Origin of the sequence: Micromonospora cynarisoli, assembly GCF_030518815.1 — a bacterium.
Taxonomy (GTDB): Bacteria; Actinomycetota; Actinomycetes; order Mycobacteriales; family Micromonosporaceae; genus Micromonospora; species Micromonospora wenchangensis.
The window spans coordinates 5,331,497-5,345,386 of record NZ_CP130426.1; the positions used below are offsets into that span (position 1 = coordinate 5,331,497).

A 13,890-nucleotide genomic window follows, 5' to 3' on the forward strand; every position below is an offset into this window, starting at 1 on the left:
GTCTATTCCCGACTCCTGATCGGCCGAGGCCGCAGCGAGGTGACCCATGCCCCGAGGCCGTCCCGTCACCCAGGACGACTACGACCGCGTCCGTGCACTGCACGCCGAAGGACTCAGCCGCAACGCCATCGGCCGGCAGCTTCGCCGCTCCGGCAAGACCATCTCGGAGATCGCCGTCGAGCTGGGCCTGACATTCGACCGGACGCAGACCAAGGTCGCCACGGAGGCTCGGGTAGCTGACGCCAAGGCGAAGCGGGCCGCGCTCGCCCTGGACCTGCTCGACGACGCCGCACGGCTCCGTCAGCAGCTCTGGGAGCAGGCCAGCTACGTTGACCACGGCGGCAAGGAGTACTTCCGGGTCGACTGGACCCTCAAGGAGCCGACCTTCGCCGACAAGCAAAGGATCCTGTCGTCCGTCGGTATCGCTGTCGACCGGGCCGTGAAGCTCGACGAATACGACAAGGCCGATGCCTCGGTGTCCGGCGTAGACGCCTGGCTCGCAGCGATGACCGGCGGCGGGGACGAGGACGAATGATCCGCCCGCTCACCGGCAAGGCGCAGCGGTCAGTGCGGTTCTCCACCGCCCGCTTCAACGTGTGGGAAGGCGCGGTCCGGTCGTCCAAGACGGTCGCGAGCACCTTCCGATGGATGCAGTACGTCCGCCGGGGACCCGCCGGCAACCTTGTCATGGTCGGCAAGACCGAACGCAGCCTGAAGCGCAACGTCATCGACCCGATCATCGAGATGGTCGGCAGCCGGCGCTGCCGATACCTCGCCGGGGCTGGCGAGCTGCACCTGTTCGGCCGGCGCATCTACACCGCCGGTGCCAACGACATCCGCGCCGTCGAGAAGATCCAGGGACTCACCCTGGCCGGCGCATACGGCGACGAGATCGCCACCTGGCCGGAGCCGTTCTGGGACATGCTCGGCACCCGGCTCAGCATCCCGGGCGCCCAGTTCTTCGGCACCTGCAACCCGGCCGGCCCGGTGCACTGGCTCAAGCGCAACTGGCTCGACCGCTCGGCCCTGTGGATCGGCCACGACGGCAGCACCTCCACCGGGCACGCTTCAGACCCGGTTGACCTGCACCGCTTCTCCTTCACCCTCGACGACAACCCGCACCTGTCCCCGGACTTCGTCGAGAGCCTGAAGCGGCAGTACGTGGGCCTGTTCTTCAAGCGGTACATCCAGGGCCTCTGGGTGCCCGCTGAGGGCGCGATCTTCGACATGTTCGACGAGAAGCGCCACGTCACCTCCGACCTGCCGGCCATCTCCCGGTGGATCGGCCTCGGCGTGGACCACGGCACCCGGAATCCGTTCCACGCCGTCGTCCTCGGTCTGGGTGCCGACCGCCGGCTGCACATCACCCGGGAGTGGCGGTGGGACTCGGCGCAGAAGCGCCGGCAGCTCTCCGACGCGGAGTACTCCCGCGAGCTGCGCCAGTGGCTGTCCACCGTGCCGGTTCCCCGCTCCGACCTGACCGGCGTCGCCCCGGAGTACACGATCGTCGACCCGTCGGCGGCGAACTTCCGGGTGCAGCTCCACAACGACGGGGTGTCCGCGCGGCTGGCCGACAACAACGTCCTGCCCGGCATCAGCACCCTCAGCACCCTGTTCGCGCTGAACCTGCTCGACGTGCACGAGTCGTGCCGGGACCTACTGCTGGAGATCCCCGGCTACTGCTGGGACGACAAGGCCGCCGAGCGGGGCGAGGACAAGCCCATCAAGGTCGCCGACCACGGCATCGACGCCTCCCGGTACGTCGTCCACACGCCGCGGACCGTGTGGCGGCCGATCGTCCGCCCTGGCCTCCAGATCGCCGCCTAACCGAAGGGAACCTCCATGAAGCCCACCATCGGCCGCATCGTCCACTACCGGCTGAGTGACGCCGACGTCGCGGCCATCAACGCCGGCCGCGACACAATCGCCGTCCAGAAGCACCGTAACCCGGTCAGCGCCGGCCAGGTCTACCCGGCGACGATCACCGCCGTCTTCGACGAGGCCTCCGGCACCGCCAACCTGGTCGTCCAGCTCGACGGCACCCAGCAGCACTGGGTGACCTCCCGGAAGCGGGGCGAGCCCGCAGACGGGCACGAGCCCTCCGGCGGCACGATCCCGCCGGGCACCTGGTGCTGGCCGCCGCGTGTCTGATGCGCCCCACCACGATCCCGGACGAACAGGTCGCCGCCCACCCAGGCTCGATGAAGGGCATCATCGCTGGACCCAGCCCCGACATCGCCCCCGTTGAAGCGCTCTTCGACGGCCTCGTGGACGGCGGCTTCGAGCGCGCCATGGTGCGCTGCGAGTTGGAACCCGGCGACCTGGAGAAGCTCGCCGCGGGCGGTCACGTGTGGCTCGTCTTCGCCGGCCCGATCCCCGTCTTCGGCCTGGCCGTAACCCCGCCCACCGAGTAGGAGGGACCGCACGATGCCGCTGCCCTCCGACTCTCGGCAGCCGTGGCCGCCCCGGGACCTTGCCCCGGTGTACGCGAAGATCGAGGAGTGGACGGCCTGGTACTCGGGCCAGCCTGACGCCCTGGCCTCCGTGTACGACCGTTCCCGGCCGCGCAACCGGCCCAGCCAGTACCGCGGCGGGGTGCTCGGACGGGCCGCCCGCTGGTGGTGGGGCGAGCCGGTGCCGGAGGGCGAGCGACGCGCGAAGCTGCACGTACCGCTGGCCGCCGACATCGCCCAGACCTCCGCCCGGCTCCTGTTCTCCGAGCCACCGACGCTCACCGCGACCAACCCCGAGACGCAGGCCCGCCTGGACGAGCTGGTCGACGACGGCGCGCACGCAGCCCTCCTCGGCGCGGCCGAGACCGCATCGGCGAAGAGCGGTACCTACCTGCGGATCGTCTGGGACCGCTCGCTGCGCCCCCGGCCGTGGATCGCCCGGGTCGACGCCGCCTCGGCCGTACCCGAGTTCCGCTGGGGTGTGCTCACCGCGCTGACCGTGTGGAAGGAGCTGGAACGCAGCAACAACGCGGTCGTGCGGTACCTGGAACGCCACGAACAGGGCGTGATCTGGCACGGCGTCTACAACGGCACCCCGGACCAGCTCGGTGAACTGGTCGACGTCGGAGGCTGGCCGGACGCCGCCTGGCTGAAGTCGCTGGAGGGCGTCCAGTGGTCCGGCCGTATCGCGGCCGTGCCCACAGTCCGGGGACGACTCACCGCCGTCTACGTCCCCAACGTCACCCCCACCCGCATCTGGGCGGATATCCCGGCCGCCGTCGACCTCGGCCGCTCTGACTATGACGGGGTGGAGGGACTCCTCGACGGCCTCGACGAAACCTGGTCGAGCCTGATGCGAGACCTCCGCCTCGGCGTCGCCCGTCTGTACGTGCCGGAGGAATACCTGACGTCGCTCGGCCCCGGCAAGGGTGCCGCCTTTGACGCCGCGAAGGAGATCCTCTACGGGCTGAAGACGCTCAGCGACGACGACCGGGGTCTGAACCTGGAGCTGGTGCAGCCGGACATCCGGGTGGAGCAGCACCTTCGTATCGCCGAGCAGATCACCCGTAGCATCGTCGAGACCGCCGGCTACTCGGCGGAGTCGTTCGGCATGGCGGACTCCGGCGGTCAGGCGATAACGGCCACGGAGGTCGGGGCGCGGCGCAGCGAATCGTGGGTGGGCCGCGATGCGAAGATCATTCACTGGCGGCCGGCGCTCGGGGAGATCCTCGAAACCCTGCTCATGGTCGATGCGACGATCTTCAACACCCCCGTCACACCCGAAGTTCCGCAGATCGACTTCGGTGACACCGTCTCCGAAGATCCGGAGAAGCAGGCACGCACCCTGCAACTGCTGCACGCCGCCGAGGCCATCTCCACCTGGATGAAAGTCAAGAAGCAGTATCCCGACTGGGACGACACCGAGATTCAGACCGAGGTGGACCGGATCAAGGGCGACGCTCCGGCGCCGATCGAGGTCGGAGGTGCGCTGGGCGCGCTGGCCGGCAACAACCCGGGCACCGGGGAGCCCCCGCCGGTCGAGGAGTAGCCCGTGGCGCTGACCGGCGAGCAGATCGAGGACGTCACCCGGGGTGCAGTCGACCTGTACCGGAGCGCAGAGCAGGCCATCCTCGCCGAGGTGACCCGCCGTCTGGCTGCCGGCCAGGACGCCCCCGACTGGGCGGTGACCCGGCTCGCCGCCCTGGGCTCCCTGCGGGAGTCCACGGAGCGGATTCTCGCCCTGGTCGCCGGCCGCGCCCCGAACCTGGTCGGGGAGATGCTCGCTGCCGCGTACCGCACCGGGCAGGGCATCGCGACCCGGGACCTGCCGGCGACGCTGCTGCGGGATGCTCCGGACCTGGCCAGGGCGGTGCAGACCGTACCGCGGCTGAGCGTGGTGGAGTCGCTGGCCGGTGCGCTGGTGGCGGACATCAGCGCCAAGCACAGCGCGGTGCTGCGCCGGGTGCTGGACGTGTACCGGCAGACGATCGCGCAGGCGTCCGCCGTGTCGGTGGCGGGCGGGATGACCCGCCGGCAGGCCAGCCAGTGGGCGTACCAACGGTTCGTCGACCAGGGTGTGACGTCGTTCGTCGACCAGGGTGGCCGGCGCTGGCGACTCTCCAGCTACGTCGAGATGGGTGCCCGCACCGTCACCCAGCGGGCCGCCGTGCAGGGCCAGACCGACCGGCTGACCACGCTCGGCGTGGACACGGTGATCGTGTCGGACTCGCCCCGGGAGTGCGAGCGGTGCCGGCCGTGGGAGGGCAAGGTGCTGTCCATCTCCGGCGCCCAGCGTGGCCGGGTGGAGATGCCCAGGATGGTCGGGTCGGGCACGGTGACGGTGGACATCGCCGGCAGCGTGGCCGAGGCGCGGGCGGCGGGTCTCCAGCACCCGAACTGCACGCACTCGCTGCGCTCCTACCTGCCCGGGGCGACCCGCCGACCGGCGCGCCCCACGGCCAACCCGCGCGGCTACGAGGCCAAGGAGCGGCAGAGGGCCATCGAGCGGCAGATCCGGAGGTGGAAGGAGCGGGAGACGTCGGCGTTGACCCCCGAGGCGGCGGCCGGCGCGAAGGTCAAGACCCGCCAGTGGCAGGGCGCGATGCGTGACCACCTCGCCGCGAACCCGGAGCTGAAGCGCTTGCCGTACCGGGAGCAGATCGGCGCGGGCAACATCCCGCCGAAGTCGCCCGTTGCGGCTGCCCCGGCTACGCCTCGGCCGCGCCCGGCCTCGCCCGCGCCGACCGTCGACCCCGCCGAGGCGGCGCGCAAGGCGTGGGACGACCGCGCCGGCAGGGCACGTACCGGCCAGGGCGCGCTCGATGCGGCACCGCTACGCCTGGACCCGCGCACCGGCCGCCTGACCGGCGGGGACGCCTGGCCTGGTCAGCAGGCCGCCGGAGACGCCGTCCGCTCCTACCAGGGGTCTGGCTTCCAGATCGTCAACAAGGCGCTGCGGCAGCGAGTCTCGCCGCTGCCGGAGCGCGCCGCCGAGCTGCGGGCCGGCCTAGACGACGCGCTCAGCCGGTCCCGGCTCATCACCGACATCGTCGTCGAGCGGGGCTTCCGACCCACGGACGCCTTCGGCAACGACTGGGCTACCGCCGACGTCACGGGCTGGGAATGGACCGAGCTGGCCTACAGCTCGGTGACGGCCGACCCAACCGTCGCCGCCGAGTTCGCCGGCTCTCGGGTCGGCATCATCATGCGCATCCTCGTCCCCCGAGGCACCGGTGCCGTGCGGGTGTCCGACCTCGGCGGCGAGGACGGCGGATCAGAGGCAGAGGCCGAGATCCTGCTCGCACGGGGCACCCGGTACCGGGTCGTCCGCGACCATGGAGTGATCGACGGCAAGCGTCGTGTGGACGTGGAGGTGCTCCGTGGCTGATGGCAGGCGTGACCGACAGGAGCGGCCGACGTCGGCCAGGGAGCGCCAGGCCGCCCCGGACGAGCCGCAGGAGTACGACTACCGCCCGCCGGTCGACCCGACCCGACCCCTACCGCCCGGCGTAGGCCCTGCCTCGAAGGACGACCGAGATTCCTGACCTGCTCACGGGCAGATGTACTTCTTCACCACCTCGTTGATCTTCTTCGCCTTGGCGTCACCGAACCCGTCCGGATGATCGGGGCTGGTGAACCTCGTGTTCACGAACATGATCACCTTGGCCTGGTCGTCGGGAAAGCCCTTGATGGTGCTGCACTGGTCGCGCCCTCGGTCGATGATCCGGTCAGGGTCCTTGTCACCAACGATCTCGGGATCGATCTTTCGTAGTGCGGCAAGGTACGCCTCCGCCGTCTTCTGGTCCGGCTTCGGCGGGATACCGGCCGCTTCCTCGGCCTTCTCGATCGCCTCGGAGCTGAGACCGCCCGGCGTCGTCGGAGCTGCTTGCGGGGCGTCCTCGCTACTCCCGCAACCCGCCAGTGCGCCGACCAGCGCGGCGACCACCCAGATGTGACGTGCCCTCATAGATGCCTCCCGTAGGTGATGACCCGGGCACGGTACAGCCCGGCGGCAAGGGCCGCCGGTCACCAATCCGACACGAGCCGGAGGCTCACCGATGACCCAGCCCGCCCAGCAGCCGCAGACTGCGCCGCCCGCTGCGCCGACCGTCCCCCAGGGGCAGCCCGCCCAGCAGCCGCCCAGCCAGCCGCCCGCGCAGCCGGCTCCGTACACCCCGCAGGCCTGGCCCGGCTACGCGCCGCCCACCGCGCCCCCGCAGCAGCCGCAGCCCGCCGGACCGGCGTGGCTCCAGCAGCCGCAGGTGCCCGGTCAGCCGCCGACCCAGCCGGCACCCCAGCAGCCGCACGCCCCGCAGCAGCCGTACCCGCAGGCCCAGCCGGGCCAGGGGTACCCGGTGCTGCCGGCCGCCTACCCGCCACCGCCGGCACCGGCCGACGGCGGCGACGACGGCCAGGGCTACGACTTCACCCGCCTGCCGAAGGGCGCGCGGGAGGAAATCGAGCGGCTCCGGGCCCGCGACCAGCAGCACACCACGCAACTCAAGGTCGCGTCCGTATCCCAGCAGGCGTGGGCGCTCGCCCCGCAGTTGGGCGTCAACCCGCAGGCCCTGGTCGGGTCGCTGGCCTGGCAGCAGGCCGCGGCCCAGCTCAACCCGGCGGCCCCGGACTACGCGCAGCGGCTGACATGGACCATCCAGGCCGTCCTGACCGCGAACCCGTGGATGGCGGCACCCGCCGCCCCAGCCGGCGACGGACAGGGGCCGCAGGGCCAGGGCACGCCGCCGTCCCCGCCCATGGCGCTGCCGCAGCAGCCCGCCGGACCGGCGCGCTCCGGAGGCGACTTCAGCGGCGGACCGGCCGGCGGCGCAACCCAACACGTCGGGACCGGCATCGACCGGCTCCGACACGCCTACAGCCAGCAAACCTGAACCCATAGGAGTCCACCGTGGCGGTAACCCTCGCTCAGGCCGCGACCCTGAGCACCAACGACCTCCAGCGCGGCGTCATCGAAACGTTCGTGCAGGTCAGCCCCATCCTCGACCGGATCCCGTTCATGACGATCGAGGGCAACGCGTACGCCTACAACAGCGAGGGCACGCTGCCGGGCGTGGAGTTCCGCGCCGTGAACGGCCAGTACACCGAGTCGACCGGCGTGGTCAACCAGTCGACGGAGTCCCTGGTCATCCTCGGTGGCGACGCGGACGTCGACACCTTCATCGTCAAGACCCGCGGCAACATCAACGACCAGCGGGCCGTCCAGACCGCGATGAAGGTCAAGGCCGCGAGCTACCGGTTCCAGGACGCGTTCTTCAACGGCGACGTGGCCGGCGGCGGCGACGCCCCGAACGGCTTCGACGGCCTCCGCAAGCGGCTCACCGGTAGCCAGGTGTTCGCCGCCGGCACCAACGGCATCCCCGTCGTCGGCAACGGCACCAGCGACCCGCACGCCTTCTTCGACGCCCTGGACAACCTGCTGTCACGGGTGCCGGGCATCAACGCCAGCAACGGCGCGATCTACGCCAACAGCTTCATCAGCGCGAAGATCCGCTCGGCGGGCCGCCGGATCGGCGGCGTCGACATTGTCCGCGAGGACCTCACCAGCAAGCGGGTCCTCACGTACAACGGCATCCCCGTCCTCGACCCGGGCCAGACGGCGGCCGGCGTGGACATCCTGCCGCAGACCGAAACCCAGGGCACCGCCGCCGGCACCGCGTCCTCGATCTACGCCGTGAAGTGGGGGCAGGACGAGAGCGACAAGGGCGTCACCGGCCTCACCAACGGCGGCGTGGACGTCCGGGACCTGGGCGAGATCGACGCGAAGCCGGTCTACCGGACCCGGATCGAGTTCTTCACCGGCGTGGCGGTCTTCGCGGGCAAGGCCGCGGCCCGCATGACCGGCGTCCTGAACGGCTGAGCCCACCGCAGAAAGGAGGCGCGGGTCATGGCGACCAGCGCGCAGAGGAAGCCCAAGGCCGACGAGGCCCCGAACACGGCACAGGCGGCGGCCGAGCAGGTCGCCGCCGAGGGCCACGCCCCCGGCCAGGTCCCGGAGGTCACCGTCGCTGAGGGCCAGGTCCCCGGCGAGCGGCAGATCACCGCCCCCGGCGACGGGCCGGCCGACACCACCGACCCGCGCGAGCGGGTATCCACCGTCGTGGTCTCCGGCGACAAGCTCGCCGAGGCCGCGAAGGACGGCGTCGGCGCGGTCGTCGGCTACGTCAAGACCGGAGAGGTCCCGCCGGCCGGCGACCCGAGCCGCGACACCTCGAAGGACCGGTACGAGGAGTACGAGGTCGGCGGCGTGAAGCTGCGCCGCAACCTCGAGACCGGCAAGTCCGAGCGGATCTGAGTCCTGGGGTGGTCGGGTTCGCGGCCCGGCCACCCCGCCGAGGAGGCACCGGTGGCGTACGCGACCGTCGACCAGCTCCACGACAAGCTCGGCCGGACACCGGCCAACGCGCAGCAACTCCTCGACCGGGCGAGCCGGGACGTGGACCGGGCGCTCCTGTGCTCCGTCTACGACCCGGAGAGCACGGCCGTCGTCGACGCGTTGCGTGAGGCGACGCTGGAGCAGATCGCCGTAGGCCTCGACCACGGCGACGTCACCGGCAGCGGCACCCGCCGCCGTGGCGGCTTCACCATCGGCCGCCTCACCGTCCAGGCCGCCTCCGCCGACGACACCCCGGTCAAGATCCGTGGTCTCTGGGAGCAGGCGTGGATCATCCTTCAGGCTGCCGGGCTGACCGGCCACGGCCCGCAGAGCAGGTGAGCTGTGGACTGGGCCGAGTTCATCGCGCTGCACATCCCCACCCCGGCCACGATCAGCGTGGAGGCGTACGAGGGGTCCGGGGCGTACGGCGACGTCTACGCCGCGGCGGCGGACGTCACACCGTGCGTGGTGGAGCAGACCCGCCGCATGGTGCGGGTGCAAACCCAGGACGCGGCCGGCGCCGAGCAGGTGTCATCGACCACGGTGTACGCGCCGCCCGGCACCGTGTGCCCGCCCGGATCCCGGGTGACCTGGGCCGGCCGGACGTTGCGGGTGCTGGCCCGGTCGGACATCTCCGCACACGGGCTGCCGCTTCCAGAGCACGTCGAACTATCCCTGGAGTAATCATGCCCGAGGAGTTCCGCCTCGACTGGGACGGAGACAAGGTGCTCGCCGCCCTGGCCGGTGCCTCCTTCGACGGCACTCTGCTCGCCGGCGAGCACCTGCTTCAGATGTCGTCCGGGCTCGCCCCGCATGAGGAGGGCGACCTGGAGCGCTCCGGTGAGGTGTCGAGCGACCCGGGCACCGGAGCGGTCGCCGTCTCGTACGACCGGCCGTACGCGGTGAAGCAGCACGAGGACATGACGCTGCGACACGACGAGGGTCGGCAAGCGAAGTACCTGGAAGAGCCGATGGACACGGAGCGGGACACGATGCTCGCCCTCATCGCGCGGGCCACGCGCAAGCCGCTGGGAGGCTGAGATGGTGACCGGCGACGGCTGGACCTCCCAACTCCTCACCGGCCTGGCCGAGCTGATCGACGCCGCCGACGTCGGCACCTGGCAGCCATCCGGCGCGTACCCCTCCGACGCCACAGCCATCGTCATCCGCGCCATCCCGCAGCAGCCCGACCGGCTGATCACCCTCGCCGCATACCCGCTCGGTGCCGACCTGCCCGGCATGGCCGACCACGCGGTGGGTGTGCAGGTGCGCTGCCGGGGGCTGCCGGACGATCCGCGCGACGTCGAGGACCTGGCCGACGCCGTCTACGACCTGCTCGACAGTCTCGGCCGGGCCGCGGTCGGCACCGTCTCGGTCGTCGACATCACCCGCCGCTCGTACACCTCCCTCGGCCAGGACGGCAATCGGCGGTGGGAGACCTCCAGCAACTACACCGTGCAGGCCATGCGCCCGACGGCCAACCGCATCGACTGAGAGAGGCAGGGTCCCGCCATGGCGACCACCCCCGTCACCCGGGTCACCGAGCTGGCCCGCCAGCACCGACTGGACATCGACACCGGCGCTTACCCCACTGTCTCCTACGGCCAGCTCCTCGGCATCGAGGAGGCGAAGTTGGTCGAGGAGCGCCGCACCGAGGACGACGAGATGTACTCCGACGCGGGAGCGGCGCGGGAGGAAGTGACCGGGTACTCCTGGCGCATCGAGGTCAAGTTGGCGTGGTCGACGAACCTGGCCGGCACCAGCATCGACACGATCCAGGCGTTCCTGCGCGCCAGGTTCAAGGCCCTGCGCACCAGCTCGGCGGGCAAGAACGAGTTCGGCATCCGCTGGTACCACCGCGACGGGCTCGACGACGGGAACAGCCACGAGGGCCGCGTCTACGTCAAGTCCTGGGCGCCGTCGGGTGGCAAGGGCCGCGAGACAGTCGACGTGGTGCTCCAGGGACAGGGGCCGATTGCCGATATCACCAACCCGGCCGGCAACCTCACCCCCGTCATCACCAGCATCTTCCCGACCTCCGGATCCACGGCCGGCGACGACCAAGTCGTCAACATCTACGGCGTCCACTTCACCGGTGCCACCGCGGTGGATTTCGGCACCGACGACGCGACGGACTACACGATCGTCTCCGACTCGCACATCGTGGCGATCCCCCCAGCGCACACGGCGGCAACGGTGCAGGTCAAGGTCACCAACACGACTGGGGCCAGCGCCAACACCAGCGCCGACGACTACACCTACGCCTGATGGGCGCTCGGCTCGGCGATCTCGACCAGTACTGGTCTCCTGGGTTGACGCTGACGGTCCACGGCCGGGAGTACGTGGTGCCGCTGGCGTCGGCGGAGCTGGGTCTGTGGTGCCGGCGGCTGGCCGAGGTGACCGGCGAGGTGCACAGGGCCAGCTCTGACGCTGAGATGCAGGCTGCGGTTGCCCGGATCGAGCGGATGCCGCAGCTCCCTGGTGACCTGTCGCTGCCGGAGCGGGTCCTCGGCGACGTCTACCAGCAGATGGTCGACGACAAGATCAAAGATCCGTACATCCAGTTCTGCGGGCAGGCCGCCTACATCTGGATCATCGGCGGTGAGGAGGCCGCTGAACGGTACTGGACATCCGGTGGCCACCCGGAAGCGCCGGGCCCGGCGAACCGGCAGGAGCGCCGGGCCCAGCAGCGGACTGGCGGGACCCGTACGGGCGGGGGCGGCGAGACCCAGTCTCTGGCCTCTACGAGTGGTACGAGATCCCCGACGACGTCCGGGCGCAGGAGCAGGGGCCGCCGGAAGGCTCGGTGAGCTGGTCGGCCCTGCTCGGCCGGTGGGCGCTCGTCGAGGCTGACCTGCACTCGGAGTACGGCATCGACGTCGAGGACCGGGCCCTGATGCGGGCCCGGTCCTGGCGGTGGCTTGAGGTTCGGATCTTTGCCCTGCTGGCTGCGGACACCCGCACCTACCGGGCGTTTGCTCCCGACCCGGAGATTCCCGGTCAGTAGGTGGCCTGCCCTCAGTGGTGACCCCGCGCACCGTACCGGCCGGCGTCCAGTTAGGAGGCGATCACCGATGGCGCTCAAGCTCGGCGAGTTGGTCGCGTACCTGCGCGCGGATGACACGCAGCTCGCCAAGGGGCTCAGGGCGGCCCAGACGAAGATGCGGCAGGCGGGCGAGAAGGCCCAGCAGTTCGCCCCTGTTATCGGCGCGTCCCTGGCCGCCGGCATCGGCGCCGGCCTCCTGGGCGGAATGGACCTCGACGCCGCCCGCGCCAAGCTGACCGCCCAGGTCGGCGACCCGGTGCTGGCGAAGACCATCGGCGATGCTGCCGGCCGGGTCTACGCCCGCGGCTTCGGTGAGTCCGCCGGCCAGGCGATGGAGGCCGCCCGGGCGGTCGTCTCCTCCCACCTGGCCAAGGTCGACGACGCCGGGGCGATCGAGCGGATGACCGCGAAGGTGCAGGCGTACGCCACCGCGTGGGACACCGACGTTGCGACGGCGACGCAGTACGCCTCCACCCTGATCGGATCCGGCCTGGTCAAGAACGCCGACCAGGCCATGGACCTGATCACGGCCGCGTCTGGGCGAGTGCCGGCCGCATTGCGCGAGGACGTGCTGGAAGCCGGCAACGAGTACGGGCAATTCTTCCACGCGCTTGGGTTCGACGGAAATCAGGCGTTCTCCCTGCTGGTGAAGGCATCCGAGAAGGGCACGTACGGCATCGACAAGGCCGGCGACGCGCTCAAGGAATTCACGATCCGGTCGACGGATATGTCGACCGCCTCGGTGGCCGCATACAAGTCGATCGGGTTGGACGCCGAGAAAATGTCCAACAAGATTCTCAAGGGCGGCAAGGACGCGCAGGGGGCTTTCAAGCAGACCGTCGACGGACTCCTGTCGATCAAGGATCCAACGAAGCAGGCCAACGCGGCCATCGCACTCTTCGGTACCCCGCTGGAAGATCTCAACGTCCAGGACATCCCCGAGTTTCTGCGGTCCCTGTCCTCGACCGGTGCCGGGCTTGAGGGGGTGGCGGGCGCCTCCGACCGGGCCGGTGCCGCACTGGAGAAGACCGCCAGTCAGAAGCTGGAGGCGTTCAAGCGGCAGGCGCAGCAGGCCCTGGTCGAGAAGCTCGCCGCTGCGGTGCCGTACATCGAGGCCACCTTCGGATGGCTGAGCAGGAATTCCGGGTGGGTAGTGCCTCTGGTGACCGGCCTGGCCGGACTCGCCTCGGTCATCTACGCCATCACCATCGCTATGCGGGTGTGGGCGGCCGTGCAGGTGATCCTCAACCTGGCGCTGTGGACGTCGCCGATCACGTGGATCGTGCTCGGCATCGTCGCCCTGGTCGCCGTGATCGTGGTCATCGCGACGAAAACCCGCTGGTTTCAGGACGCCTGGAAATGGGCGTGGACCGGGATAAAGGACGGTGCGGTGGCCGTTTTTTCCTGGGTCAGCGAGAATTGGCCTTTGCTGTTGGCGATTATCACCGGGCCCATCGGTTTGGCGGTTTACTGGATCGCCAAGCATTGGTCCGAGATAAAGGCAGGGGCGACGAGCGCGAAGAATTGGATCGTCGGGAAATTCAACGCCCTGGTCGATTTCGTGTTCGGCCTCGGTGTGCGAATGGGCCGCGCCACCCGGGGAATGTTTGACGGCCTGAAGAGTGCATTCCGGTCGGCGGTCAACTGGATGATCGGCCGGTGGAACAATTTCCAGCTCACCTTGGGTGGTGGGTCTGTGCTCGGTGTCGGCATCCCCTCGGTCACCCTGTCGACCCCGAACATTCCCTACCTGGCCAAGGGTGGCACCGCGCTCGCTCCCGGCTTGAGCGTCGTCGGCGAGCGCGGCCCCGAGCTGGCCTACCTCAACCGGGGGGCCACCATCCAACCCCTGTCGTCCGGGCCAGCCGTCGCCGGCCTGATGCGGCTCCTGCTCAGCGGCGAGTTCCGCATCCGGGGCTCCGATCTGGTCGTCGTACTGCGGGAGCAGGTCGCCCAAGGTGGCGGCAGCGTGCAGCGCGTCATGGGCACGGCGTAGAAGG

The 13,890-nt window shown here is 70.5% G+C and carries 18 protein-coding genes; 17 read left to right on the top strand and 1 reads right to left on the bottom strand.

Annotated elements, in window-relative coordinates:
* Positions 1-46 precede the first annotated feature (46 nt).
* From Q2K16_RS23295 to Q2K16_RS23320, 6 genes are all read left to right on the top strand, one after another.
* On the top strand, positions 47-535 hold the full coding sequence (locus Q2K16_RS23295) for a helix-turn-helix domain-containing protein (RefSeq protein ID WP_302740138.1): 489 nt from the start codon (positions 47-49) through the stop codon (positions 533-535).
* On the top strand, positions 532-1,827 hold the full coding sequence (locus Q2K16_RS23300; RefSeq protein ID WP_302740139.1) for a PBSX family phage terminase large subunit: 1,296 nt from the start codon (positions 532-534) through the stop codon (positions 1,825-1,827). Before Q2K16_RS23295 ends, Q2K16_RS23300 begins: the two co-directional genes overlap by 4 nt.
* Positions 1,828-1,842: 15 nt before the next feature.
* Complete coding sequence (locus Q2K16_RS23305; protein WP_302740140.1) at positions 1,843-2,151, top strand: MBT domain-containing protein; 309 nt, start codon at positions 1,843-1,845, stop codon at positions 2,149-2,151.
* 50 nt (positions 2,152-2,201) lie between these two features.
* On the top strand, positions 2,202-2,414 hold the full coding sequence (locus tag Q2K16_RS23310; RefSeq protein WP_302740141.1) for a hypothetical protein: 213 nt from the start codon (positions 2,202-2,204) through the stop codon (positions 2,412-2,414).
* 67 nt (positions 2,415-2,481) lie between these two features.
* Entirely contained in the window at positions 2,482-4,002 is a 1,521-nt protein-coding gene (locus Q2K16_RS23315) for a phage portal protein (RefSeq protein ID WP_302740142.1), read from the top strand.
* A 3-nt stretch (positions 4,003-4,005) separates the two neighbouring features.
* Positions 4,006-5,841 (top strand): phage minor capsid protein, encoded by a 1,836-nt coding sequence (locus tag Q2K16_RS23320; protein ID WP_302740143.1) that lies wholly within the window; start codon positions 4,006-4,008, stop codon positions 5,839-5,841.
* 162 nt (positions 5,842-6,003) lie between these two features.
* Here the strand turns inward: Q2K16_RS23320 and Q2K16_RS23325 are convergent, their stop codons facing one another.
* On the bottom strand, positions 6,004-6,399 hold the full coding sequence (locus Q2K16_RS23325; RefSeq protein ID WP_302740144.1) for a hypothetical protein: 396 nt from the start codon (positions 6,397-6,399) through the stop codon (positions 6,004-6,006).
* 112 nt (positions 6,400-6,511) lie between these two features.
* Here Q2K16_RS23325 and Q2K16_RS23330 point away from each other — a divergent pair, with 112 nt between their 5' ends.
* From Q2K16_RS23330 to Q2K16_RS23380, 11 genes are all read left to right on the top strand, one after another.
* On the top strand, positions 6,512-7,342 hold the full coding sequence (locus Q2K16_RS23330; protein ID WP_302740145.1) for a hypothetical protein: 831 nt from the start codon (positions 6,512-6,514) through the stop codon (positions 7,340-7,342).
* 17 nt (positions 7,343-7,359) lie between these two features.
* Complete coding sequence (locus Q2K16_RS23335) at positions 7,360-8,328, top strand: major capsid protein (RefSeq protein WP_302740146.1); 969 nt, start codon at positions 7,360-7,362, stop codon at positions 8,326-8,328.
* A gap of 27 nt (positions 8,329-8,355) precedes the next feature.
* Positions 8,356-8,763 carry a hypothetical protein gene (locus Q2K16_RS23340; protein ID WP_302740147.1) on the top strand — a complete coding sequence of 136 codons (408 nt, stop codon included), beginning with the start codon at positions 8,356-8,358 and terminating at the stop codon, positions 8,761-8,763.
* A gap of 51 nt (positions 8,764-8,814) precedes the next feature.
* Positions 8,815-9,183, top strand: coding sequence for a hypothetical protein (locus Q2K16_RS23345; protein ID WP_302740148.1), 369 nt, complete (start codon positions 8,815-8,817; stop codon positions 9,181-9,183).
* 3 nt (positions 9,184-9,186) lie between these two features.
* Positions 9,187-9,528, top strand: a complete 342-nt coding sequence (locus Q2K16_RS23350) for a hypothetical protein (protein WP_302740149.1) — start codon at positions 9,187-9,189, stop codon at positions 9,526-9,528.
* Positions 9,529-9,530: 2 nt separating this feature from the next.
* A complete protein-coding gene (locus Q2K16_RS23355) occupies positions 9,531-9,884 on the top strand; it encodes a hypothetical protein (RefSeq protein WP_302740150.1) in 354 nt (117 codons plus the stop codon).
* A 1-nt stretch (position 9,885) separates the two neighbouring features.
* Positions 9,886-10,338: a minor capsid protein gene (locus Q2K16_RS23360; protein WP_302740151.1), complete on the top strand. Its 453-nt coding sequence runs from the start codon at positions 9,886-9,888 to the stop codon at positions 10,336-10,338.
* A gap of 18 nt (positions 10,339-10,356) precedes the next feature.
* Positions 10,357-11,112, top strand: coding sequence for a phage tail tube protein (locus Q2K16_RS23365; RefSeq protein ID WP_302740152.1), 756 nt, complete (start codon positions 10,357-10,359; stop codon positions 11,110-11,112).
* On the top strand, positions 11,112-11,654 hold the full coding sequence (locus Q2K16_RS23370; RefSeq protein ID WP_302740153.1) for a DUF7426 family protein: 543 nt from the start codon (positions 11,112-11,114) through the stop codon (positions 11,652-11,654). The genes Q2K16_RS23365 and Q2K16_RS23370 overlap by 1 nt, the downstream gene beginning before the upstream one ends.
* Positions 11,651-11,851 carry a hypothetical protein gene (locus tag Q2K16_RS23375; protein ID WP_302740154.1) on the top strand — a complete coding sequence of 67 codons (201 nt, stop codon included), beginning with the start codon at positions 11,651-11,653 and terminating at the stop codon, positions 11,849-11,851. Before Q2K16_RS23370 ends, Q2K16_RS23375 begins: the two co-directional genes overlap by 4 nt.
* A 67-nt stretch (positions 11,852-11,918) precedes the next feature.
* A complete protein-coding gene (locus Q2K16_RS23380; RefSeq protein ID WP_302740155.1) occupies positions 11,919-13,886 on the top strand; it encodes a phage tail tape measure protein in 1,968 nt (655 codons plus the stop codon).
* The last annotated feature ends 4 nt before the right edge of the window (positions 13,887-13,890 follow it).